The sequence below is a fragment of the Streptosporangium sandarakinum genome, assembly GCF_013409935.1.
Taxonomy (GTDB): domain Bacteria; phylum Actinomycetota; class Actinomycetes; order Streptosporangiales; family Streptosporangiaceae; genus Streptosporangium; species Streptosporangium nondiastaticum.
The window spans coordinates 1,489,308-1,510,533 of record NZ_JACCCO010000002.1; the positions used below are offsets into that span (position 1 = coordinate 1,489,308).

24 protein-coding genes, 2 tRNA genes and 1 pseudogene are annotated in these 21,226 nt (G+C 70.6%); 11 read left to right on the forward strand and 16 right to left on the reverse strand.

Going from position 1 to position 21,226, the window contains the following annotated elements; all coding sequences use genetic code 11:
• Nucleotides 1–113 precede the first annotated feature (113 nt).
• The gene (locus HDA43_RS25165) at nucleotides 114–1,763 is read left to right on the forward strand and encodes a hypothetical protein (protein ID WP_179825723.1); all 1,650 of its coding nucleotides are present in this window, start codon (nucleotides 114–116) and stop codon (nucleotides 1,761–1,763) included.
• A gap of 247 nt (nucleotides 1,764–2,010) precedes the next feature.
• On the opposite strand, the gene HDA43_RS25170 is transcribed toward HDA43_RS25165, so the two are convergent.
• Nucleotides 2,011–2,084 (reverse strand) — tRNA-Ala (locus HDA43_RS25170).
• A gap of 319 nt (nucleotides 2,085–2,403) precedes the next feature.
• Between HDA43_RS25170 and HDA43_RS25175 the strand changes: the two genes are divergently transcribed.
• Genes HDA43_RS25175 through HDA43_RS25185 form a run of 3 tightly spaced genes read left to right on the forward strand, consistent with a single transcriptional unit; the run spans nucleotide 2,404 to nucleotide 3,788 of the window.
• Nucleotides 2,404–2,736, forward strand: coding sequence for an ArsR/SmtB family transcription factor (locus HDA43_RS25175; RefSeq protein ID WP_179825724.1), 333 nt, complete (start codon nucleotides 2,404–2,406; stop codon nucleotides 2,734–2,736).
• A gap of 7 nt (nucleotides 2,737–2,743) precedes the next feature.
• Nucleotides 2,744–3,214: an SRPBCC domain-containing protein gene (locus tag HDA43_RS25180; RefSeq protein ID WP_179825725.1), complete on the forward strand. Its 471-nt coding sequence runs from the start codon at nucleotides 2,744–2,746 to the stop codon at nucleotides 3,212–3,214.
• Entirely contained in the window at nucleotides 3,201–3,788 is a 588-nt protein-coding gene (locus HDA43_RS25185) for a TIGR03086 family metal-binding protein (protein ID WP_179825726.1), read from the forward strand. The genes HDA43_RS25180 and HDA43_RS25185 overlap by 14 nt, the downstream gene beginning before the upstream one ends.
• A gap of 76 nt (nucleotides 3,789–3,864) precedes the next feature.
• Here the strand turns inward: HDA43_RS25185 and sepX are convergent, their stop codons facing one another.
• The 6 genes from sepX to galU all read right to left on the reverse strand — a co-directional run bounded on the left by sepX (nucleotide 3,865) and on the right by galU (nucleotide 8,735).
• On the reverse strand, nucleotides 3,865–4,548 hold the full coding sequence (sepX, locus tag HDA43_RS25190) for a divisome protein SepX/GlpR (protein ID WP_312873533.1): 684 nt from the start codon (nucleotides 4,546–4,548) through the stop codon (nucleotides 3,865–3,867).
• Nucleotides 4,549–4,672: 124 nt separating this feature from the next.
• Nucleotides 4,673–5,326: a GNAT family N-acetyltransferase gene (locus HDA43_RS25195; protein ID WP_179825727.1), complete on the reverse strand. Its 654-nt coding sequence runs from the start codon at nucleotides 5,324–5,326 to the stop codon at nucleotides 4,673–4,675.
• Nucleotides 5,327–5,656: 330 nt separating this feature from the next.
• Nucleotides 5,657–6,130, reverse strand: coding sequence for a MogA/MoaB family molybdenum cofactor biosynthesis protein (locus HDA43_RS25200; protein WP_179825728.1), 474 nt, complete (start codon nucleotides 6,128–6,130; stop codon nucleotides 5,657–5,659).
• A 42-nt stretch (nucleotides 6,131–6,172) separates the two neighbouring features.
• Nucleotides 6,173–6,643 carry a cyclic pyranopterin monophosphate synthase MoaC gene (moaC, locus tag HDA43_RS25205; protein ID WP_179825729.1) on the reverse strand — a complete coding sequence of 157 codons (471 nt, stop codon included), beginning with the start codon at nucleotides 6,641–6,643 and terminating at the stop codon, nucleotides 6,173–6,175.
• Nucleotides 6,640–7,827: a molybdotransferase-like divisome protein Glp gene (glp, locus tag HDA43_RS25210; RefSeq protein WP_179825731.1), complete on the reverse strand. Its 1,188-nt coding sequence runs from the start codon at nucleotides 7,825–7,827 to the stop codon at nucleotides 6,640–6,642. The genes moaC and glp overlap by 4 nt, the downstream gene beginning before the upstream one ends.
• An 8-nt stretch (nucleotides 7,828–7,835) precedes the next feature.
• On the reverse strand, nucleotides 7,836–8,735 hold the full coding sequence (gene galU / locus HDA43_RS25215) for a UTP--glucose-1-phosphate uridylyltransferase GalU (RefSeq protein WP_179825733.1): 900 nt from the start codon (nucleotides 8,733–8,735) through the stop codon (nucleotides 7,836–7,838).
• A 25-nt stretch (nucleotides 8,736–8,760) separates the two neighbouring features.
• Here galU and HDA43_RS25220 point away from each other — a divergent pair, with 25 nt between their 5' ends.
• The 3 genes and pseudogenes from HDA43_RS25220 to HDA43_RS36765 all read left to right on the forward strand — a co-directional run.
• On the forward strand, nucleotides 8,761–9,333 hold the full coding sequence (locus HDA43_RS25220) for a 5-formyltetrahydrofolate cyclo-ligase (protein ID WP_179825736.1): 573 nt from the start codon (nucleotides 8,761–8,763) through the stop codon (nucleotides 9,331–9,333).
• Nucleotides 9,334–9,659: 326 nt separating this feature from the next.
• On the forward strand, nucleotides 9,660–11,165 hold the full coding sequence (locus HDA43_RS25225; protein ID WP_179825738.1) for a potassium/proton antiporter: 1,506 nt from the start codon (nucleotides 9,660–9,662) through the stop codon (nucleotides 11,163–11,165).
• Nucleotides 11,166–11,409: 244 nt separating this feature from the next.
• Nucleotides 11,410–11,550 (forward strand): annotated as a pseudogene (locus HDA43_RS36765) (FmdB family zinc ribbon protein); the annotation flags it as partial.
• A 14-nt stretch (nucleotides 11,551–11,564) separates the two neighbouring features.
• Here HDA43_RS36765 and HDA43_RS36770 read toward each other — a convergent pair.
• Nucleotides 11,565–11,720: a hypothetical protein gene (locus HDA43_RS36770; protein ID WP_376770526.1), complete on the reverse strand. Its 156-nt coding sequence runs from the start codon at nucleotides 11,718–11,720 to the stop codon at nucleotides 11,565–11,567.
• Nucleotides 11,721–11,888: 168 nt separating this feature from the next.
• Between HDA43_RS36770 and HDA43_RS25235 the strand changes: the two genes are divergently transcribed.
• Together HDA43_RS25235 and HDA43_RS25240 are read left to right on the forward strand one after the other, a co-directional pair.
• Nucleotides 11,889–12,698, forward strand: a complete 810-nt coding sequence (locus HDA43_RS25235) for an S-methyl-5'-thioadenosine phosphorylase (protein ID WP_179825742.1) — start codon at nucleotides 11,889–11,891, stop codon at nucleotides 12,696–12,698.
• Nucleotides 12,699–12,855: 157 nt separating this feature from the next.
• Entirely contained in the window at nucleotides 12,856–13,458 is a 603-nt protein-coding gene (locus HDA43_RS25240) for a CpaB family protein (protein ID WP_246424504.1), read from the forward strand.
• Between the two features lie 84 nt (nucleotides 13,459–13,542).
• On the opposite strand, the gene HDA43_RS25245 is transcribed toward HDA43_RS25240, so the two are convergent.
• Both HDA43_RS25245 and HDA43_RS25250 read right to left on the reverse strand, forming a co-directional pair.
• Nucleotides 13,543–14,724 (reverse strand): D-alanyl-D-alanine carboxypeptidase family protein, encoded by a 1,182-nt coding sequence (locus tag HDA43_RS25245; protein ID WP_179825744.1) that lies wholly within the window; start codon nucleotides 14,722–14,724, stop codon nucleotides 13,543–13,545.
• A gap of 174 nt (nucleotides 14,725–14,898) precedes the next feature.
• Complete coding sequence (locus HDA43_RS25250; RefSeq protein ID WP_179825745.1) at nucleotides 14,899–15,447, reverse strand: hypothetical protein; 549 nt, start codon at nucleotides 15,445–15,447, stop codon at nucleotides 14,899–14,901.
• A gap of 155 nt (nucleotides 15,448–15,602) precedes the next feature.
• Between HDA43_RS25250 and HDA43_RS25255 the strand changes: the two genes are divergently transcribed.
• Nucleotides 15,603–15,678 (forward strand) — tRNA-Arg (locus HDA43_RS25255).
• 217 nt (nucleotides 15,679–15,895) lie between these two features.
• Nucleotides 15,896–16,888: a hypothetical protein gene (locus HDA43_RS25260; protein WP_179825746.1), complete on the forward strand. Its 993-nt coding sequence runs from the start codon at nucleotides 15,896–15,898 to the stop codon at nucleotides 16,886–16,888.
• Between the two features lie 71 nt (nucleotides 16,889–16,959).
• Here the strand turns inward: HDA43_RS25260 and HDA43_RS36085 are convergent, their stop codons facing one another.
• The 6 genes from HDA43_RS36085 to HDA43_RS25290 form a co-directional block, all read right to left on the reverse strand.
• Entirely contained in the window at nucleotides 16,960–18,327 is a 1,368-nt protein-coding gene (locus tag HDA43_RS36085) for a tyrosine-type recombinase/integrase (protein ID WP_179825747.1), read from the reverse strand.
• Entirely contained in the window at nucleotides 18,324–18,515 is a 192-nt protein-coding gene (locus HDA43_RS25270) for a helix-turn-helix transcriptional regulator (protein WP_179825748.1), read from the reverse strand. The genes HDA43_RS36085 and HDA43_RS25270 overlap by 4 nt, the downstream gene beginning before the upstream one ends.
• Complete coding sequence (locus HDA43_RS25275; RefSeq protein ID WP_179826484.1) at nucleotides 18,512–19,867, reverse strand: replication initiator; 1,356 nt, start codon at nucleotides 19,865–19,867, stop codon at nucleotides 18,512–18,514. Before HDA43_RS25275 ends, HDA43_RS25270 begins: the two co-directional genes overlap by 4 nt.
• 140 nt (nucleotides 19,868–20,007) lie before the next feature.
• Complete coding sequence (locus HDA43_RS25280) at nucleotides 20,008–20,175, reverse strand: hypothetical protein (protein ID WP_179823445.1); 168 nt, start codon at nucleotides 20,173–20,175, stop codon at nucleotides 20,008–20,010.
• The gene (locus tag HDA43_RS25285) at nucleotides 20,172–20,513 is read right to left on the reverse strand and encodes a hypothetical protein (RefSeq protein WP_179825749.1); all 342 of its coding nucleotides are present in this window, start codon (nucleotides 20,511–20,513) and stop codon (nucleotides 20,172–20,174) included. Before HDA43_RS25285 ends, HDA43_RS25280 begins: the two co-directional genes overlap by 4 nt.
• A 23-nt stretch (nucleotides 20,514–20,536) precedes the next feature.
• The gene (locus HDA43_RS25290; RefSeq protein ID WP_179825750.1) at nucleotides 20,537–21,208 is read right to left on the reverse strand and encodes a DUF2637 domain-containing protein; all 672 of its coding nucleotides are present in this window, start codon (nucleotides 21,206–21,208) and stop codon (nucleotides 20,537–20,539) included.
• Nucleotides 21,209–21,226: the final 18 nt, after the last annotated feature.

Consider the following 21,226-nt stretch of genomic DNA (forward strand, 5'->3'; position numbering starts at 1 on the left):
CGCGCACCACCCGAGCCCGAGCCACCCGGCCCCGGCCACCTGCCAAGCAGACGGCACAGATCCCCGATGCCGTCACCAGCCACTACGCCCGGCTGCTGGACGACTCCGGCATCATGGCGTTGATCAACGACGAGCTCGGCCAGCGCCCCGGCCCGGCGGGAGTGCCGATCCGGGCGGTGCTCGTCTGTCTGATGATCTCGATCCACCACAGCGGCAAAGCCACCCTGGCCGAAGCCTGGCAGCTGGCCGCCTTCTGCCTGTCCCCGGCCGCCCGACAGCATCTGGGCCTGGATCCCGACCGGCCATCTGCCGACGATCCGCACGCCTGCCTGGCCGACAACCGGCGTTTCTACCGCGCCTTCGACCGGCTCACCAGCCTGCTGGACCCGGCCCGGCACGACCGTCGCACCCGCCTGCCCCAGCACGAGGCCGACCTGCTTGCCACCGCCTGGCAAGACGACGATCCCGACCACACCCGCACGCGGGGCCTGCTGCAAGACGTCGTCACCGCGCTCGTGCTCACACCGGTCCGCTGGAGCAAAGGCCGCGGCTACCTGGCAGGATTTAGCGGTGACGTCGGCATCGACACCACCGCTGCCCCGGTCTTCGCCCGGCCGCCCCGAGCTCGCCGCTCCGCCGGCGAATTGATCGCCTCCACCGAGATCACCGCAGGCTGGCACCACTCGGCCGGAAACGATCCACCCGAGTACGGCTACAGCGCCACCCTCACCGTCGCCGCCCGCACCCGCTCTGTTTCCGGGTCTTTTCCGCAGTTGGCGCTCGGCCTGGTCCTCGACACCCCGCACAAACGCATCGGCGCCAACGCCATCACCACCTTGAAACCTCTGGTTGCGCTCGGCTTCCCCGCAGCCTTCGCCGTCGCCGACCGCGCCTACACCGACCAGCAATCCGCCCATTTCGCTCAACCCGCACGCGAACTCGGCTACAAGCTCGCACTCGATTACAAAGTGGATCAGCGGGGAGTGCAGGGCAGCGCCCACGGCGCGCTGCTCATCGACGGCTCCCTGGCCTGCCCGCTGATGCCCGCCAAGCTCGCACAGGCCACCACCGGCTTGGACGACACCGCCATCCGCACACCATCGCAAGAACTCACCGCGTTGATCGCTGCGCGGGAGCCGTACTTGCTGCGCCTCAAACAGAGCGCGAACGCAGACGGCGCCATCCGCTTCCAATGCCCGGCAGCAGGCACCTCCCCGTCGCTCACTTGCCCCCGCTTCGACCGCCTCCACCAGCGCGAGCCCAGCAGGCCCGCCGCGGTCGACCTGACCGACGCCCGGCAGCGAGCCGCCCACCCAGCGGCCAAACCCCGCGTCCTGCCCCCAACCCCCGACCACAAGAGCGGCGAACTGCCGAAGATCTGCCACCAGCACACCATCACCCTGCGCCCCGGCGACCTGGGCCACCTCGACAAGTTCCGCCAGGACGTGGCCTATCTCAGTCCTGCCTGGATCGGAACCTACAAGCCCGTCCGCGCCAACACCGAGGGCATCAACGGCAGACTCAAGGGACACGACCTCGACCTCGGAGATCCCAAGAACCGCCTCGCCCACGGACGCGTCGCCCAGAGCATCCTGGTCGCGCTGCTCGTCACCGTCGCCAACGACCACTTCCTCGACCAATGGCGCCACACCCAGCAGCCCCCAGACGAGCCCGACGCGGTCGCCGCCACTCCGCAGACTCCAGCCGGGCCCTTCGACGGCACCCCACCCGCAGGCCAGAGCAGGCCACCATCCGCCCCATAAGCCGCAAAACCCACCACCCTGTCGCAGCACCTCGCCCGCCGCCGGCTTCGCCATGCCCAACGGCCAGGTCTCGGTTCTCCACCAGCGGCCTGACATCACCCGGGCCTTCCCGGACACCTGCTCCGCGGCTCCCAAACCAGGACGAACCTGATTCGGAAACCCCTGAAACGACAAGATCCCGCCTGATCTCTATGATCAGACGGGATCCCGTCAACTTCAGTCCAGCCGTTTCAAGAACGGCCCTGGGTGGAGATGAGGGGATTCGAACCCCTGACCCCTTCGATGCGAACGAAGTGCGCTACCGGACTGCGCTACATCCCCAAGACCTGCACTAGGTTAGCAAACTTCTGGAGCCGCTCGCGCCACCCGAGGACGGGTAGATCGAGGGGATCGCGCGGGAGGCCGGAAGAGGCGGCGCGGTGCGGCGGGAAGCCGCAGGCAGCGGCATCCAAGCCGGGTACCGGTCGCGCCGTGCGGCGCGGGAGCGGACCGTTCGGCGTGAGCCACATCACGGTGCCGGAGCCGATGACCCGAGACGGTCGGCATCGGCGGGGAACGAGGCTTTCAACCGTGGGGTTGATAAACGGATGATCTACGGCCTAAGATTCTTTCAACCGTTGAGTTGAAAACCGGAGGGGTGATGAGCACGGACGCGCTGTCCCGGGTCTTCGCGGCCCTCGCGGATCCGACCCGGCGTGACATGGTCGCCCGGCTCTCGGAGGGCGACGCGACCGTGAGCCGGCTGGCCGAGCCGTACCGGATGACGCTGCAGGCCGTCTACAAGCACCTGCGGGTGCTCGAGGACGCCGGGCTCGTCAGCCGGCCGCCGGGGCCGCAGCCCCGGCCGGTGCGCCTGGAGGCCCAGGCATTCGACCTGATGGACACCTGGATCGAGCGCCACCGGAGTCGCGTCGAGCAGCGCTACCGCCGCCTTGACGCCGTCCTGGCGGAGATGAGGGGAGACGAGCATTAACAGGATCATGGAGACGGCCATCGAAGCCGACCCGGGACTGCCGGTCATCCGGATGACGCGTGACTTCGCGGCGACGCCCGGGCAGTTGTTCCGCGCCCACACCGATCCCGCGTTGTTCGCCCGGTGGGTGGGTCCCGACGCCACGGTCACCCGGATCGAGCACTGGGACGCGCGCACCGGCGGCAGTTGGCGGTACGTCTCGGCGCACGGGGGCACGGAGTACGGGTTCCACGGCTGCTTCCACGAGGTACGGCCGGACCGCATCGTGCAGACCTTCACGTTCGAGGGCGATCCCGACGGGGTCGCGCTGGAGACGCTGTGGTTCGAGGACCTGGGCGACGGCCGCACGCGGCTGCGGACGCAGTCGCTGGTCGACAGCTTCGAGAGTCGTGACGCGTGGCTGCGCGGCGGCATGGAGGTCGGTGTCGGCGAAGGTCACGCGAAGCTGGAGAGGATGCTCATCGATGGCACTGTCTGACCACCCGGCCGAGCGGCACCGGCAGATCGCCGGACTGTTCACCGACCGGGTCCGCGGCACCCGGTCCTGGGACGCGCCGTCCCCGGTCGCCGGCTGGACCGCCCGCGACGTCGTGCGCCACCTCGTCGAATGGCTGCCCGCGCTCCTCACCTCCGGCGCCGACGTCGACCTGCCCCGCGGACCGTCGGTGGACGACGACCCGGTCGCCGCGTGGCAGACGCACCGCGACGGTGTGCAGGCGGTACTGGACGACCCGGAGACCGCGCACCGGAAACTCACCAATCCGCACATCGGCAGCCTGCCGCTGGACACCGCGATCGATCAGTTCTACACCGCCGACGTGTTCATGCACACCTGGGACCTGTCCAGGGCCACCGGCCAGGACGACCGGCTGGACCCCGGCTTCTGCGCCCGGCTCCTCGCCGGGATGGAAGAGATAGAGCAGGTCCTTCGCTCCTCCGGCCAGTACGGCGCCCGGATCAGGGTGCCCGATGACGCGGATGTCCAGACCAGGCTGCTGGGTTTCATCGGCCGGAACCCGTTCTGGCCGGAGCCGGTGAGCCGAACGCCCTGACCGGGCCGAAGGCCGATGGAAGCATGCCGGAGCCGGGAACGGGCGAGGTCTCCGGTGGACGCCCCGCCGCCGGACGTCAGTCGCCGACCGCGCGGCGCGGTGTCTCGGCGTACTGGTCGAACAGCTCGTCGCGCAGCGCGGTGAGGTCGATGACCTCCGCCACCGGCCGCCGGACCTCCAGCTCGGCGCGCCGGCGGGCGCGCCTGGCACGCTCCGCCCTGGCCAAGGCGGCGGCTCGGCGCCGTTCGGCGTCGACCCTCACGGCGGTCCGCAGGACCATCAGGTAGCCGGCCAGGAGAACGACCGAGGGGGTTATCCCCCACCAGGGGATCACCCCGGTCGCGGCCGTCACCACGGAGGCGAGGAGCAGCAGCACGCACCACAGCGTCAGCCGCCTGCGCTTGGCCACCTGGGCGGCCCTGCGCCGCCGTTCGGCGCGCCGGCGCTCGGCCGCGGACCGCGGGAGCCGGTGGCCGGGCGCGGCGGAGGAGGCGTCGCCGGCCGCATCATCCGCGCCGGCGGGGGGCTCGGCGCGCGTGTCACCGCCCCCGTCCCCATCATCGGACACCCGCGCGGCCGGGCCGTACGGCTCGGCGACGGTGACGGCGTCGGCATCGACGTCCGCCACGCCGTCGGCTTCGGCGTCCGCGCCGGATTCGGTGTCGGTGTAGGCGGGCCGGTCACGGCGCAACCACATGGGCACGAGCACGCACAGCCACATCACCACGATGGCCAGATAGAGAAGGACGCTCCCGCTCACGGCCACCTCCGGGCAGCACGAAAGCGCCGCTGGTCCGCTGGCGCTCTCGATGTGCTCACGTCACGCACCGTAAGACCGCGTGTCACTATTTGACGAGTATTCGATGCGGTGTGTCGCGAGATCTTCAAACCTCTTCGTGCGGAGCGCCTCCGTGCGCCGCCGCCTCGCGGTCCCTGCGCCACCTGGTCAGCAGCCCTCTGGGCACATCCTCAACGGTCAGCGCATAACAAATATGGTCACGCCAGGCGCCGTCAATGTGCAATTGCCGACGTCTGATGCCCTCTTCCCGGAAACCGAGCTTTTCAACCACTCTACGACTCGCGTGATTTTCCGGACGGATATTCGCCTCGATGCGGTGCAGGCCGGTGGTGAAGAAACAGTGGTCGACGGCCATGGCCACGGCGGTGGGGATGATGCCCCGGCCCGCCACGGCGCTGTCCACCCAGTAGCCGACCTGCGCGGACCTGGCCGACCCCCAGACGATCGCGCCGACGGTCAACTGCCCGGCGAACGCCCCCCGGTAGGTGACGACCCAGGGAAGCGCCAGTCCCTGCCTGGCCTCCCGGCGCAGCGTGGCGGTCATCGACACGTAGGGGCCGAGCCCCGTGCGGAACAGGGGCGTCTCGGGGTTGCTCGGCTCCCAGGGACGCAGCCAGTCGGCGTTGCGCAGCCGCGACTCGCGCCAGACGCGCACATCCCTCAGCCGCAACGGCCGAAGCCCCACGGGTCCTTCCGTCAGGGTCACCGGCCAGCCACGTAGTCGATCCACGCCTTCCATCATCCTCCCAAGGCGTGCCACCGTGCCACGGACTCTCCTCCCCGGCTCGGCCCGAGCGGCACCGGCCACCCGAGCGGCCCTGAACCGGCCCGAGCAGCCCCGGACCGACCGAGCAGTCCCGGTCCGCTCCGAACGGCCTCGGCCGACCCGAGCAACCCCGGCCCGCCCGACCCGAACGGCCCCGGCACGGCCGGAAGGGCCGGAACAGCCCCGGTCCCGGTCCCGAGAACCAGGCCCCGGCCCCGGTTTCCGGCCTCCGCCCCCGGCGCGCCGCCCGCCGTACCGGCGGGGTCCTCCCCCGTACCGGCGGGGTCCCCCGGGCCGGCACGGTCAGCGTGGGTGGTCTCCCCCCCGGATCTGGTCCACGACGTGCCTGAGGACCGGCGCGAGTACGGCCATGCCGTCGCGGACCCCGCCCGAGGAGCCCGGCAGGTTGACGACCAGGGTGTTCCCGGCCTGCCCGGCGAGCCCCCGGGACAGGATCGAGGTGGGCACCCTGTCGCGGGACGACTGGCGGATGGCCTCGGCGATGCCGGGGATCTCCCGGTCGAGCACGCGGCGCGTCATCTCCGGGGTCAGGTCGGCGGGTGTCAGGCCGGTGCCGCCGGTGGTGACGATCACATCGTGGCCCTCGGCCACCCCGGCCCGCAGCGCCTCCTCGACCGGCCCGCCGTCGGGCACCACCCGCGGGCCCGTCACCTCGCACCCGGCCTCGGCCAGCAGCTCGGCGAGCAGCCTGCCGGACCTGTCCTCGTACACCCCCGCGGCGGCCCGGTTGGACGCCGTGATCACCAAAGCCCTCACCCGATCACCCGGTCCTCATCCGCGTCTGCTCAAGGCGGCCGGTCACGGGCGGGTCCAGACCCCGGTCTTGCCGCCCGTCTTCTCCTCCACCCGCACGTCGGTGATCACCGCCGCCGGGTCCACCGCCTTGACCATGTCGATCAGCGCGAGCGCCGCGACGGAGACCGCGGTCAGCGCCTCCATCTCGACGCCGGTGCGGTCGGCGGTCTTCACCCGCGCGGTGATCTCCACCCCGTCGTCGGTCACCGCCAGGTCGACCTTCACGCCGTGCAGGGCGATCGGATGGCAGAGCGGGATCAGGTCGGGGGTGCGCTTGGCGCCCATGATCCCCGCGATCCGGGCGGTGCCGAGCGCGTCGCCCTTGGGAACCTCCCCCGACCGCAGCAGCGCGACCGCCTCGGCCGACAGCAGCACCTTGCCGGTGGCGGTGGCCGTACGGGCGGAGACGTCCTTGGCCGAGACGTCGACCATGCGGGCCGCGCCGGTCTCGTCGATGTGTGTGAATCCGCTCACAGCGGGATGACCTCCACGTTCGATCCCTCGGGCAGCTCGGTGACGTCCTCGGGGACCGCGATCAGGGCGTTGGCCGAGGCGAGGGCGGCGAGCTGGTGCGAGCCCTGCCCCCGGACCGGCGTGACCGCGCCGTCGTGGCCGAGCACGGCGCGCAGGTAGGACCGCCTGCCCTGTGGCGAGCGCAGCGGCGCGGTGGTCACCCCCCGAACGCTGTACGGGGGCCCGGCGGCCAGGCCGCGCATCTTCAGGAGCGCGGGCCGGACGAACAGCATGAACGACACGAAGGACGACACCGGATTGCCGGGCAGCGCGAAGATCGGGATCTGGTCCTGACCCACGACGCCGAACCCCTGCGGCATACCCGGCTGCATCGCGACGCGTTCGAAACGGACCGTGCCGAGCGGCGAGAGCGCCTCCTTGACGGGCTCGTAGGCGCCCATCGAGACGCCGCCGCTGGTGATCACCGCGTCGGCCCGCAGCAACTGGGCGTCGAGCTGGTCGAGGAACCGGGCGGGGTCGTCGGCCACGATCCCGGCGCGGTAGCCCTCCCCGCCGGCCTGCTGGACGGCGGCGGCCAGGGTGTAGCTGTTGGACTCCCACAACTGCCCGGCCTCCAGCGGCGCGCCGGGTTCCACCAGCTCGGCGCCGGTGGAGATCACCACGACCCGGGGGCGGGGCCGTACCAGCACCCGGCGGCGACCGACCCCGGCGAGGATGCCGAGCTGCGCCGGTCCGATGGGCGTGCCCACCGGCAGTACGGCCTGACCCGCGGAGACGTCCTCGCCCGCGCGGCGGATGGCGTTGCCCTCCGGTGCCTGCCGGTCGATCCGCACTTCGACGGTGCCGCCGTCGGTCCACTCGACCGGGATCACGGTGTCGGCGCCCGGCGGCACCGGGGCTCCGGTCATGATCCGCACGGCCGTGCCGGGGCCGACGGCGAGCGTCCGGCCGGCGCCGGCCGCGATGTCACCGAGCACCTGCAACTTCGCCGGCACCGTCGCGAGGTCCTCGGCCCGTACGGCGTAACCGTCCATGGCCGAGTTGTCGAACGACGGCAGCGGCACCGGGGAGGTGACCTCCTCGGCGAGGGTGGTGCCCAGCGCCTGGTCGAGGTCGACCTCCAGCGGCGCGAGCGTCCGCACGGTCCGCAGGATGTCGGAGAGGTGGTCGTCGACCGTTCTCATGGGATGGTTCATCGAGACGCCAGGAATTCCTTCAGCCAGGGCAGGAAGTCCGGTCCGAGGTCGGGCCGGTCCGCGGCGAACTTCACCACCGTGCGCAGGTATTCGAGCTTGTCACCGGTGTCGTAGCGGCGGCCGCGGAACAGCACGCCGTGGACCGGGCCGCCCTCGTCCTCGCCGCGGCCCGCCAGGGTGCGCAGCGCGTCGGTGAGCTGGATCTCGCCGCCGCGGCCGGGCCCGGTGTTCTCCAGCACCTCGAACACGGCCGGGTCGAGCACGTAACGGCCGATGATGGCCCAGTTGGACGGCGCCTCGTCCGCCGGCGGCTTCTCCACCAGGTCCGTCACCCGTACAACGTCGTCGTCGGAGGTGGGCTCGATGGCGGCGCAACCGTACAGGGACACCTGCTCCTGGGGCACCTCCATCAGCGCGATGACGCTGCCGCCGTGGGTCTGGCGCACCTCGATCATCCGCTTGAGCAGCTCGTCACGCTGGTCGATCAGGTCGTCACCGAGCAGGCAGGCGAACGGGTGGTCGCCCACGTGCTGCTTGGCGCAGAGCACCGCGTGGCCGAGGCCGCGCGGCTCGCCCTGCCGCACATAGTGGATGGTCGCAAGGTCGGCGGGCTCACGCACCTTGGACAGGCGCTCGTCGTCGCCCTTGGCCTCCAGCACGTCCTCAAGCTCGATCGCCCGGTCGAAATGGTCCTCGATAGAACGCTTGTTCTTCCCGGTCACCATCAGCACGTCCAGCAGACCGGCGGAGACGGCCTCCTCCACGACATACTGGATCGCCGGCTTGTCGACGATCGGGAGCATCTCCTTGGGGGTCGCCTTGGTCGCGGGCAGGAAGCGCGTGCCCAGCCCCGCGGCGGGGACTACGGCTTTGGTCACAGAATGGAAGTCGGTCATAACCGAAACCATAACGGAGGCGTCTGTGGACAAGTCGAGGCTGCGGTCGGTCATCGAAAGCGCGCGGGCCGCCGTTCCCGGCGACGCGCGGCACGCGGCCTCCATCCGGATCAGGGACGCCCTGCTCGACCAGCCCTGGGTGCAGATGGCCGGATTGGTCGCCTGTTACTGGTCGATCGGCGCCGAGCCCGAGACCCACGGCCTCGTCTTCGCGCTGTGGAAGCACGGCGCGACCGTGATGCTGCCGGTGCTGCGCGACGACGACGACCTCGACTGGGCGGTGTACGACGGCCCCGACACCCTCGCCCCCGGCCGCTTCGGGATCATGGAGCCGGTCGACACCCGGCGCGGCATCGACGCGATCCGCACCGCCGCCCTGGTCATCGTGCCCGCGCTGGCCGTGGACCGCGCGACCGGCGTACGGCTCGGCCGCGGCGGCGGATCCTACGACCGCGCGCTGGCCCGGGTCGGCCCGAACGTGCCGACGGTCGCGCTGCTGCACGAGGGTGAGCTGATGGACGGCGTGCCGGCCGAGCCGCACGACGTACCGGTCCGCTACGCGGCCACCCCGGAGGGGATCGTCCGCCTGGCAGGGTGAGCCGTACGGCCTCGCACCGGGGGACCATCCGCCTGGCGGGGAGCCGTACGGCAGGGAGCCGAGGGGCCGCAGCGCCGTACGACCGCACGCTGGGGGACCGTCCGCTTGGCCGGATGAGCCGTACGGCCGCACGCCGGAGAAGCATCCGCCTGGCGGGGCGAGCCGTACGGCAGGGAGCCGAGGGGCCGAAGCGTCGTACGGCCGCGCGTCGAGGGGACCGGGTGAACCGTGCGCCTGGACGTGCGGTACGGCTCGCCCCGGACGGGTGAGACGGAGCAGTAGACCGAATACGACAGAATGGTCGCCGAGGTAGGAGAGGGGGCCAGATGAACGTCGACGTCTGGCTTCTTCTGGGCGCCGGCGTGGTGATCGCGGCCATCGTCGCGGTGCGCATCGCCCACCGCACCGGCCTGCCCAGCCTTCTCATCTTCCTCGGCATCGGCCTGCTCGTCGGCGAGTCCGGCCTGGGCCTGCAGTTCGAGAACCCGCAGCTCGCCCAGCAGATAGGGCTGATCGCCCTGGCCGTCATCCTCGCCGAGGGCGGCCTGACCACCAACTGGAACCACGTCAAAAAGGCGGTCCCCCTCGCGGCGGTGCTCGCCACCGTCGGCGTGGGGGTGAGCATCGTGGCCGTCGCCGTACCGGTCCACCTGCTGCTCCGCCTGGACCTGCGCACCTCCCTGATCATCGGCGCGGTGCTCGCCTCGACCGACGCCGCGGCGGTCTTCTCCGTCCTGCGCCGGCTGCCGCTGCCGCGCCACCTGGCGGGCACCCTGGAGGCGGAGTCCGGATTCAACGACGCCCCCACCGTCATCGCGGTGGTGCTGCTGAGCACTGCGCGCTCGCCCTCGCTGGGGCACGCGTTGCTGGAGGTGGTCGTCGAGCTGACGGTGGGCGCCGCCGTCGGCCTGGCGGTCGGGCCCCTGGGCGTGTACGCGCTGCGCCGGATCGCGCTGCCGGTCTCCGGCCTGTACCCGATCGCCGTGCTCGCCCTGGCGTTCGTCGCCTACTCCGGGGCCGTCCACCTGGGCGGCAGTGGCTTCCTCGCGGTCTACCTCGCCGCGCTGATCATGGGCAACTCCCGGATGCCGCACCGCGCCGCCACCCGGGGGTTCGCCGAAGGAGTGGCCTGGCTCGCGCAGATCGGCCTGTTCGTCATGCTGGGGTTGCTGGCCAGTCCCTCGGAGATGCCGTCGGCGATCGTCCCGGGGTTGCTGGCCGGGCTCATCCTGGTCGCGGTGGCCCGGCCACTGTCGATCGTGGTCTGCTCCTTCCTGGTGCGGATCGTCCGGGTGGACCGGCTCAACTGGCGCGAGCAGGCGTTCCTGTCGTGGGCGGGACTGCGCGGCGCGGTCCCCGTCGTGCTCGCCACCATCCCCTGGGCGGCGAGCACGGCCGGCGACGGCTCCGCCAAGCTCGTGTTCAACGAGGTGTTCGTCATCGTGGTCGTCTACACCCTGATCCAGGGGCCGACGCTGCCCTTCGTGGCCACGCGACTCGGGCTGTCCAGGGTGGACGAGGCGCAGGACCTCGAAGTGGAGTCGGCGCCGCTGGAGGAGCTCAACGCCGACCTGTTGCAGATAAAGGTCCCGTCGACCTCCAAGCTGCAGGGTGTGGAGATCTTCGAGCTCCGGCTGCCCACCGACGCCCAGGTCACGCTGATCGTCAGGGACGGCCGGACGTTCGTGCCCACCGACACCACCAGGATCAAGGTGGACGACCAGCTCCTGGTCGTGACCACCGCCGCCTGCCGCGACCCGGTCGAGCGGCGGATCAGGGCGATCAGCCGCCGGGGCAAGCTGGCGGGCTGGTTCGGCGAACTCGGCCACTGACCGGCCGATACCTTCGCTGACCAGTCGATGCCTTCATGACCGGCCGATGCCTTCGCTGACCAGCCGGCATCTTCGTGACCGGCCGCCACCTTCATGACCGGCCGATGTCTTCCCTGACCAGCCGATGCCTTCACTGACTGGCGGAATGGCAAGGGCCCGACTCGCGTTCACCCCTGTCAGCCGAATACCATTAGCAGTCGCGTCTGTAGAGTGCCAACCGGCGTGAACCAACGAGGAGGAGCGCGTGCCCACTTACCAGTACGCCTGCAACACGTGCGGCAACGAGTTCGAGATCGTCCAGAAGTTCTCGGATGACGCCCTGACCGAGTGCCCGTCCTGCTCCGGCCAGCTCCGCAAGGTGTTCTCGGCGGTCGGCATCGTCTTCAAGGGCTCCGGCTTCTACCGGACCGACAGCCGGTCCTCCTCCTCCAGCACCGTGGGCTCCTCCAGCTCGTCGAGCTCCTCCGGGTCGTCGAACTCCTCGGACTCCTCGGGGTCGTCGAGCTCGTCCGGCGAGTCGAAGCCGTCCGGCTCCTCGTCCGAGTCGAAGAGCACCGCCTCCACCCCGGCGAGCAGTTCGGCCCCCGCCGCCTGAGCCCGTCCGCTCCCACCCGGGAGCGGACCCGCGGCAGTTGTCCACAGGCGCGGCTCGGCGCCCGCCCGTTGTCCACAGGCACGGTCCGGCCTCATCGCCGGGCCGCCGGCCGCGCTAGTCTCGGCGCCATGGTCACTCGCGCGGAAATCGGGGTCATCGGCGGCTCCGGCTTCTACTCCCTGCTCGACGACGCCACCGAGGTCGAGGTCTCCACGCCCTACGGCCCGCCCAGCGACGTCATCACCGTCGGCCGCATCGGCTCCCGCACGGTCGCCTTCCTCCCCCGCCACGGTCGCGACCACCGTTTCGCTCCCCACCTCATCCCCTACCGCGCCAACCTGTGGGCCCTGCGCTCCCTCGGCGTCCGCCAGGTCCTGGCCCCCAGCGCGGTCGGTTCCCTGCGCCCCGAGGTGGGTCCCGGCGCCCTGGTCGTCCCCGACCAGCTCGTCGACCGCACCTCCGGCCGCGTCCAGACGTACTACGACGCCGACGGCGTCGTGCACGTCGCCTTCGCCGACCCCTACTGCCCGGCCGGGCGCGCGGCGGCCGTCTCCACCGCCCGCTCCGCCCAGTGGGACCTGGTCGACGGCGGCACCCTCGTGGTCATCGAGGGCCCCCGGTTCTCCACCCGCGCGGAGTCGCGCTGGTTCAGCTCCAACGGGTGGACGATCGTCGGCATGACCGGCTTCCCCGAGTCGATCCTCGCCCGCGAGCTGGCCATGTGCTACACCTCGCTGTCCCTGGTCACCGACCACGACGCCGGGGTCGAGGCCGGCGAGGGCGTCACCCACGAGGAGGTCCTGGCCTTCTTCGCCGCCAGCGTCGAGCGCATGCGTTCCCTCGTCACCGAGGTCGTCACCGCCCTCCCGGAGGAGCGCGCCTGCCCGTGCTCCAGCGCCCTCGACGGCCTCAAGCTCCCCTTCGACCTCCCCGAGTGACCATCGCCGCCGTGCGGTGACGGCCCAGGGGTCGCCGGAACCGCACAGTGCCGGCGGAAGATACCGTCCCCGCCGTACGGCCCCGCTGTACGGCGGGACGCTGCCATCACGGGTACCGCGCCACCCGGCTCTTCCAACTCTCACGATGGAGTCCGTCATGCGCGCGTTCCGCCGTCTTCTCGGCCGCTACCACCGCCTCGCCGCCACCGCCGTCGCCGCTCTGGCCGCCGCCTGCGCCGTCGTCGCGCTGCGGCCGGAGACCGCCTCGGTGACCGTCCTGGTGGCGGCCAAGAACCTTTCCGGAGGCGTGCTGACGGCGCGCGACGTCACCACGGCCGCCTTCCGGCCGGGGACGGTCCCCGACGGCGCGCTCCGGCCCGGCGTTCCGGTCGCCGGGAAGGTGCTGGCCGGGCCGGCCCGCCGCGGGGAGCCCATCACCGACGTTCGCCTCCTCGGTCCGGGCCTGCTCGCCGCGCACGGCCCGGGAACGGTCGCCACGCCGGTCCGCGTCGCCGACTCCGAGGCTGCCCGGCTGCTGTCGCCCGGCGACGTCGTCAACGTCCTCGCCGCCTCCGCCACCTGGGAGAGCGCCGTCCCGGCCCGGGTCGTGGCCGAGGGCGTCACCGTTCTGGCCGGTCTCGGCGACCGGTCGGATCACGGTGCCCTGGTCGTGCTGGCCACCACCGCCGAGCAGGCCGTCAGGCTGGCCTCGGCCCAGGCGGGCGGCCACCTGTCGATCACCATCGGCCCGCGCGGATGACAGGGCCGGCCCCGACCGGCCGGTCCTCCACCCAGCCCGGGAAAGCCGGGAAAACCGAGGAAGCCGGGAAGGCCGGGGAGGGTGTCACAGCAGCGAGCCGAGCTTGGGGTCGTACTCCCAGTGCCAGGGCTCGAAGGGGCTGACGTAGGCCCACTTCGGGTGGAACCACCCGTACTTCTTGCTGTTGGCCTCCATCCAGTTGAACTGGGGCGACCGGAACTGCTGCACCCCGCCGCACAGGTCGACGGCGAGGCCTAGGCCGTGGTTGCTCCGCCCAGGGACGGCCGCGAAGCCCGGGCGGCGGTAGTAGACCGACTGCTGCTCGGCGAGGCTCCGGTAGCTGTCGGTCACGCACATCGGCTTGCCGAACTGCTTCTTGTACGCCTCGTTCATGCTGATGAACGCGAGCGCCGCGTCCCCGCGCAGCTCGCTGCCGGGCTGCGGGAGCGGGCAAAGGTACGCCTTGGGGATCAGCCCGTTGGAGAACTGATCCGACATGCCCACCTGGACCGGGTTGCATCCCTGGGCAGGCTGGCCCGACTTGTCGACCTTGACGCCCAGCTTCACCAGCGCCTGGGTCAGCGACTTCACGATCTTGCCGGACCGGGCCCGGAGCGCCTCGATCTCGGCGTTCGCCTGCGCCTCGGACAGCAGTCTGTCGGCCCGCAGCTCCTGAGCTTGGGCGGCCAGCTTCTCGCGCTCGGCCTGCAGACGGCTGCTCTCCGCCAGGATGAGATCCCGCTCGGCCACGATCTGGGTGACGTCGGCCATGGCCTGCAACGTCGCGTCGTTCGTCTCCCCGGACAGGAAACCGGCCAGGTCCCCGCCGGTGGGCTGCTGGTAGAGCAGGCCGACGATGTCCGACAGCGGCTGCCGCATCTGGGCGAAGGCGCGGTCGGCGGCCTGGAGCTCGCGCAGCTTGTTCGACAGCTCCTTCTCCGAGGCTCGGATCTTGGCCTGCCGGTCCCGGAGCGCCTTCGTGGCGTCTTCCAGCTCCTTGGTCGCCTTCTCGGCCTCGCGGCGCAGCTCCAGGAGGCTCGTCGGGTCACGGCGCAGTTCGGCGAAGGCCGGGAATCCCGCCTGGGCCGTGGCGGAGACCGGGAACCCGGACTGAGCCTGAGCGTAAACCGGAGAACCCGGCTGGGCTTGGGCGGAGACCAGGGACCGAGGCTGGGCCTGGGCGGAGATCGGGGACCTCGACTGCTCCTGGGGGGAGACCGGCGGTCCGGATCGTGCCTCGGCGGCCCCGGGGATGAGGGAGGTCATGGTCGCGACAACGGCGATCAGACCCGCTGATCGACGAGGTGGCACTTTACGACCCCTCCGTTTGCGAACTCGTGACCTGGGTCAGGCACGCACGTTACTACAGCTCCCCAAGTGTCCGAGCCAGAGACGGTGCAGCCGTTATGCGCGGAACTCACCTTTTGTCAGCCTGCTGCCTCAAGCACCCTCCCACTCCTGTTCCTCGCACACCTCCCACAACCAGGTCCCCCACCACTCCTTCGGACACTCGAACACGGCGTCCGCACTCTCCGGCCGCGGCGTCCCCGACACCTCGGGCGTCGGCTCGGCCTCCGGCCGCGGCGTCTCGGCGGGCTCCGCCGTACGCTCGTCCCTCGGGACGGTCACCCTGGGAGCCGTCAGACGCGTCCTCGGCTCCCTGGCGACCTCCACCGGGCGGCGCGGCCGGGCCACCACGACCCCCGGCATCCACCCCTCGTACACCCGGTCGGGCCGAGGTGGAGGAGGCACCCACCTCGGCCCGAAGGCCACGTCCGGAACGGGAACGACCACGTACGGCAGAGCCGCGATGACGCCCCCCTCAGGTCCCCCGGCGGCGCCGGCGTCCCGGACGGCCTCGCCGTACCCGGTGAGGTCGGCCACCAGCAGCCCGGTGGCGAGAAGCGCGGGAGCCAGCATCGCCCCGCAGAGCACCAACGGCCGCAGCGCGCGACGCTCCCGGCTGCGAATAGGTCGCCGTTCGATCACGCAGCGTGACACTAGCCAGGCCCGCCACACGGCCACGCCGCCACTTGCCACGCTTTTACCGCAGCTCAGCGAAGGGATGACGCGCCCTTCGCCCGCCATCCGCCCGCCCGGCGCGCATGCACGCCGAACTTTCGCTACCCTTGGAGGGAGTCCCTGCCTCCGTAGCTCAGGGGATAGAGCACCGCTCTCCTAAAGCGGGTGTCGCATGTTCGAATCATGCCGGGGGCACCATCGTTACCTTGCCATATACCGCCCCACCTGGGCTTTCCCCTCAGTGCGGCGTACGCCGCCGTGCAGCCGTAGGCCGCCGTGAGCGACCTTGAGTCGCCGTTCACGGGATATGCACGGGATGATCTTGAGCCCCTCCGTCAAAGGACAAGCGGCTCCTCGCCCGACGCGGATGCCTCAGTCCGATCACGAAGAGCCGTTCCACTTCCATTCGCCGCCCTTGAAGCTGGTTGTCCAGGAAAGTGGTCTCTGCGATCATCTGCGATCTGGAGATCCCTACGGCGCCCAGTCCAGCCTCCCGGACCACGCCGGGGCCGATCGGAGGTCGAGCTTCATCGTGCAGTCCTGGGCTGATCACTGGCCGATCGTCGATCCCACCATCCCGCCCCGAGACAAGCGCCGGATCATGGGCAACCGAAAGCTCCTGGGTATATCAACGGCGTCCCCGGCCAGACATCCCAGCTCTCAACCGTCGAAGGGCAAAGGTTGCCTGATCGTTTTTGTGTCCCTCGTCGCCGTGGGAATCCTCAGGGCCATTGGCGCAGCTGTGATCAAGGCGCCATGGATCGGTTTACTTCTCCTCGGTCTGATCACCGTGGCCGCAACAGCGTTCTTCGTGTGGAGACACCTCGAATCCCCGAAACGGCTGGCATGTCTCTACCGCGACCGATACGTGCTTCCCAGCGATCTCGACAACGAGGCCCACGCCCTATTCAAGCGGGCTGCTGACGCCACCATGACGGTCACCCGGTCTCAGGTCAGCCGGCACGGGTTCCTGGACTCTGTCGCCAACGACGTACTGTTCCCCTCTCAGCTGTGGGAGATCAGTCGTCTTCTGCGCTTTCAGACCATCCTCCGCGCCGAGCAAGCCGCCGCCACCCGCGGCGTCATCGTCACCCCCGAGCTGGCGGCCGTCCTCGCCCCACAGCGGCAAGCCTTGCAGCATTCGGTCGCGATGGTCACACAACGGGTCGTGGAGCTGGAGGTCTATGCACGTCGCGTTCAGGAAGCCGATGCCGCCCTGCGGGCCCAGGAGCAACTGCAGAACAACGACAGATACCGCCACCTGCTCGCGCACACCGACGACAGAATGGGCATGCAGAGCCTCCTGGAGCAGGCGGCCGTTATGGAGAGCACCCTCACACGCAGTGTTCAGAACGCCATCGCGGCAGGTCAGACGCTGAGCCTGCCGGACCTTAAGCACTGGAGCTGACCATTGCACGATGTCAGCGAACAACAGCGAAGGCCCCGGGCTCGCCGGGGCCTCTGCTGTAGCGCTGTCTGTCAGTCTTCGAGAGCTTTGGTGATCTGACCGTTGGCGCGATCTCGCTGCCCTTCGAGGCATTTCGCGTAGACACGGAGGAGCACGTCCACACCGTGGCCGGCGCGCTGGGCGACCTCAGTAGGTGGAACCCCCGCGTTGAGCCACAGAGAGACCGCCGCGTGCCGCAGATCGTACGGCCGGGCCGCCAGCGGGGAGGCGACCTGCTCAGCGGTGAAGGCCAACCGACGGGCCTCCTGCCATACGGCGGAGTACGCCGAGGAGGAGAACGGGCGGCCCTTGCCCGTGCGGAAGAGCCTGCCGTCCTTCTCGGTGCCATACGTCCCGATGTGCTCGCGGAGGATCGTGACGAGAGCCGGAGGGATCGGGATCTCCCGAGTGTCGTCTTTGGCCCTGTGCTTCAATCCACGCTCGTCGTGGGTCTCCCCCGAGTCCGTCCACCGCTTGTTCGCCTGTGGACGTGCCTTCTCAAGCGTGATGAGCCCCCATCCCTCGGTGGGGAGGACGCAGTTCTGGCGACGCAGGCCAGACGCCTCTTCGGGGCGGAGTGCTGCGTAGTACATGCAGGCGAACATGGCCACCAACCGGGGGCCGCGTGTCCGTCCCACTTGTCTCACAGCGTCGAGCAGTTTCCGCGCCTGCATCGGGTTGACCGCTGTCCGGGGGTCAACAGTCCCGGAGACTTTTGGCGGCTTCCACTTGACCGCGTGCAGCGGATTGACAGACAGCTTCTTGAGTTCAACCGCGGATTCCATCATGTGGTGGAGCACCGCCCGCTTGCGCCGTACCGTGTTGGCCGCCGCCGGCCTCCCGTCGAAGCGGAGAGCGATCGCGTCGAGGGCCGATCGGATGATGACCGGTTCCAGTAGGTCGGTAAGCGGTAGGGACGCCGCTTCCAACCAACCGAACACCGCCTTGCGCTCCGGCCGCAGTTCCCCGCGTCGCTTGTCCGGAAGGAAGGCGTAGTCGCGCAGCACCGCGCGGAGCTCTTCGTCATCCGGCCTGCCGGGAAGGTCCGTGGTAAGGGCGGGGACCAGGGACAGCAAGGCGTACGTCATCGTCTCGCGGGTCCGAGCAGCCGAGTGGACCCAGCGGGCCGCCATGTACGACCGTGCGAAGCCGAAGAAGGTCGGCCCACTGTCGGCAGCAGGCTTGGCCATCGACTCGGGAAGACCGGTCACCAGATCGAAGGGCTCCCCCTTCCTGGCCGCCTGCCGTAGATCAGAGACGAAGCTCTCGGCAAGCGCCTTCGTCCGGAAGGTCTTGGACCGCTCCTTGCCGCCGACCTTCCAGCGGACGACGTACGAAGGCGTCTTGCTGGAGGCGTTTCGGCGGATGTCCCAGATCCGCACGTCGTAGGAGGTATTCACGCCGCCTCCCGGAGGGTGTCCAGCCAGGCCGCGAAGTCGCTCCGCCAGACGCGGATCTCCCCGTTCGGCAGCTTGATGCACTTGGGCGCGTGGCCGAGTTCGCGCCAGCGGTAGAACGTCCGCCGCGAGAGTCCACCCAGTTCGTCGAGGATCTGGGCCACGGTCAGCAGTTCATCGCGACGGGTCATCGGGACTCACCTCCACCGCTCGTCGCCGAGGCGGGTAAGGCGGTGCCGGTTAGTGCGGCGGCGAGGAGGGCGTCTCCGAGGGAGTGGCCCTTTCCGGCGTACTGCCATTCGGCGATGACGAGGACGGTGTCCTCGTCGAAGAGCGGGAGCCGACCGGTGGTGATCTCTTCATTGCGGGCGTAGGTGGTGCGGTCGGCGCGGATGTCGCCGAGGGTGGTGGAGTAGCCGCGGGAGCGGGTGGAGAAGTGGCCGCGGAAGCCGAGCATGTGCGCCCACTGGACAAGGCGGAGGTCGGCCAGTTCGTCGAGGGCGCCCAAACGGAAGCATTCGGCGATGAGCCGCCGGGCGTGCTCGCGCAGGGGCAGGGCGGCCAGGTCGTCGAGGGGGTTGATGCGCCGGTCGAGGGTGCCGACGCATTCGGCGGCCTTGGTGGCGTACTTGGCGATGTAGCCGGCCACGGCCTGGTCGGTGAGGTCGCCGTCCAGGGTGATCGGACGGACGTCGAGCTGAGCGCCCCAGCGCAGGACGTGGGCGGGTTCGTCGGCCGCGTCCGGGGTGGTGACGGTCACGGCGGAGGTGGCGTGCCGTACGGCGTCGGCCAGGACGTCGGCGCTGGCCCAGGCCGGGGGCGGGGAGGCGGGTCCGTCGGGGCCGTCGAGGCGGATGACGGCGTGGAAGTGGACGACGCCGCGCCGCTGGTACTCGGCGACCTTGGCGAAGGCGATCGTGGCCTGCCCGCGCAGTTCCCGCAGGGTCAGACCGGCGGCTTTGGCGACGCGGCGGCGCAGGGCGTCGGTGAAGTAGCGCCACAGCTGCGGGGCCAGGGCGTTGAACAGCACCGAGCCGGTGTAGTCGTAGCAGTCCGGGCACAGCGGCTCGCCGAGGCGCTCGTCGTCGGAGGCGTGGCGAACGGTGCAGGAGAGGACGCGGCCGTGCGGGCAGGTGGCGGCGTCACGGCGCGGGTGGCAGGGCAGGGTCTTGCCCTTCTTCTCCCGGCGGGTGTGGACGGTGCCGAAAGAGGGGGCGGTGAGGGTGACGAACAGGCATGGGTGCGCGGTGACGGTCTGCGGGACGCCCTTGCCGCCGGTTAGACCTGCGCGGATGAGCTGGTAGGTGTCGGCCCGGTAGGTCTCGGCGCAAGCGGGGCAGCGGGAGGCCCGGCGGGTCTTGCACGGGACGCGAAGAACACCGTCGGGTTCGGTCCGGGTGGTGTAGCGGTGGAGCAGTTCGCCGGTGGCCCGGTCGATGTGGTCGACGCGGCCGCGCAGGTGGATCGGCTGGCGGCAGCCGTTCGTGGCGCGGATTTGGGCGGCCCAGCGGGAGTAGTCCGGGTCGTGCAGGCGGGTGATCATGCCGCGGATCGCGTGCGTGTTGAGTGTGGATACGGGCAAGATGGTGACCTCCTTTCACTCGTTGGGGTGCGAAGGGGATGGCCCCCGACCTGGCGGGCGTCTTGGCGGATGTGCGGCCAGGCCGGGGGCGCCGGCGGCTTTCAGCAGAAGCCGAGGCCGTCGCAGGAGGAGCAGGTCTCACCGTCACCGGTGACGCCACCTCCGCCGCAGGAGCAGCAGCGCCAGCGCTGAGGGGTCAGCGCGACGAACGGCACCTGCTCTCCGGGGTCGTCGGGGAAGGGCACGGCGGGCGTCTTCTCTCGGTTCAAGAGACCGGAGGGTCGAGGGTGATGCAGTCCTCGTGGGAGGTCTGTGCCTGGTGGCGAGTGCGAGCGGCGGCGAGGATGCCGACCGCCTGGTAGGTGACCGGGCCGAAGTTGACGGCGGTCGTGTAGTGGTTCTGGTCTGCGTCGCCGGGGTCAGTCGCGACGCCGAGTAGGGCGGCGATGCGGTCGATCTCGGCGCGGATCTCCTCGTCGCTTCCCTTGGCGTAGTGGGTGACGGTGACGACGGAGGGAACGGGCACGTCCCGGTGGGTCAGCGTGAACACGGCGAGGCTGACGAGTCCGCGGGCCAGGTCGGTGCGGTGATCGTTGGTGGTTGCCATGGTGGTTTTTCCTTCCTCTGTTGTCAGGCGGCTTCGGGAACGGTGTGCAGGGTGCGGAGCAGGTCGGCGGCGAGCTGGTCGGACACGCCCAGCCGGGCGCGCAGCGTCTCGGCGGTGATGGGTGCGCCGTGTGTGGCGTGGTGCTCGTCGGCCACGCGCCGGGCGAAGGTGACCAGGGCCGGAGGAAGCCCGGCCGCGGATCCGGAACCGTCTGCGTCGACCGGGGTGAGCTCGGGCATCGGTGGTGCAGGAACGGGCGCGGCCGAGGCGGTGACGGTCGCCGGGGCCGGTGCGGGTCGGGGATCGGCGGAACGAGTGGTGGCGCGGCGTTCCAGCATCGAGACCGCGATGAGGAACGCCCCGGCGGGCGTGGCGGCGACCAGCCAGCCCCATACCGACGCTTCGGCCTGGTGCAGGTTGGCCGCCAGGGATAGTGCGACCCCGCCGGCCAGTACCAGCGCCGGCCAGGAGACCAGCCCCGATCGCTTACGGCCCGTCGCGGCGTCGCGCTGCCGTTCGCGGGCGGCCATGACGCAGGTCAGGTCGACGCAGACGGCCACGGCCCAGGCCATCCAGCCGCCCTGTCCGTGCTCGGTGGCGGTGTCGTGGATGTGGGTGAACGATCCGGCACCCGCGATGGCGGCCAGGACGATGACCGGGCCGGAGTCGAGCAGCCGGCGGGCAAGGCGTCGCATCGTGTCCCCCCTTTCTGA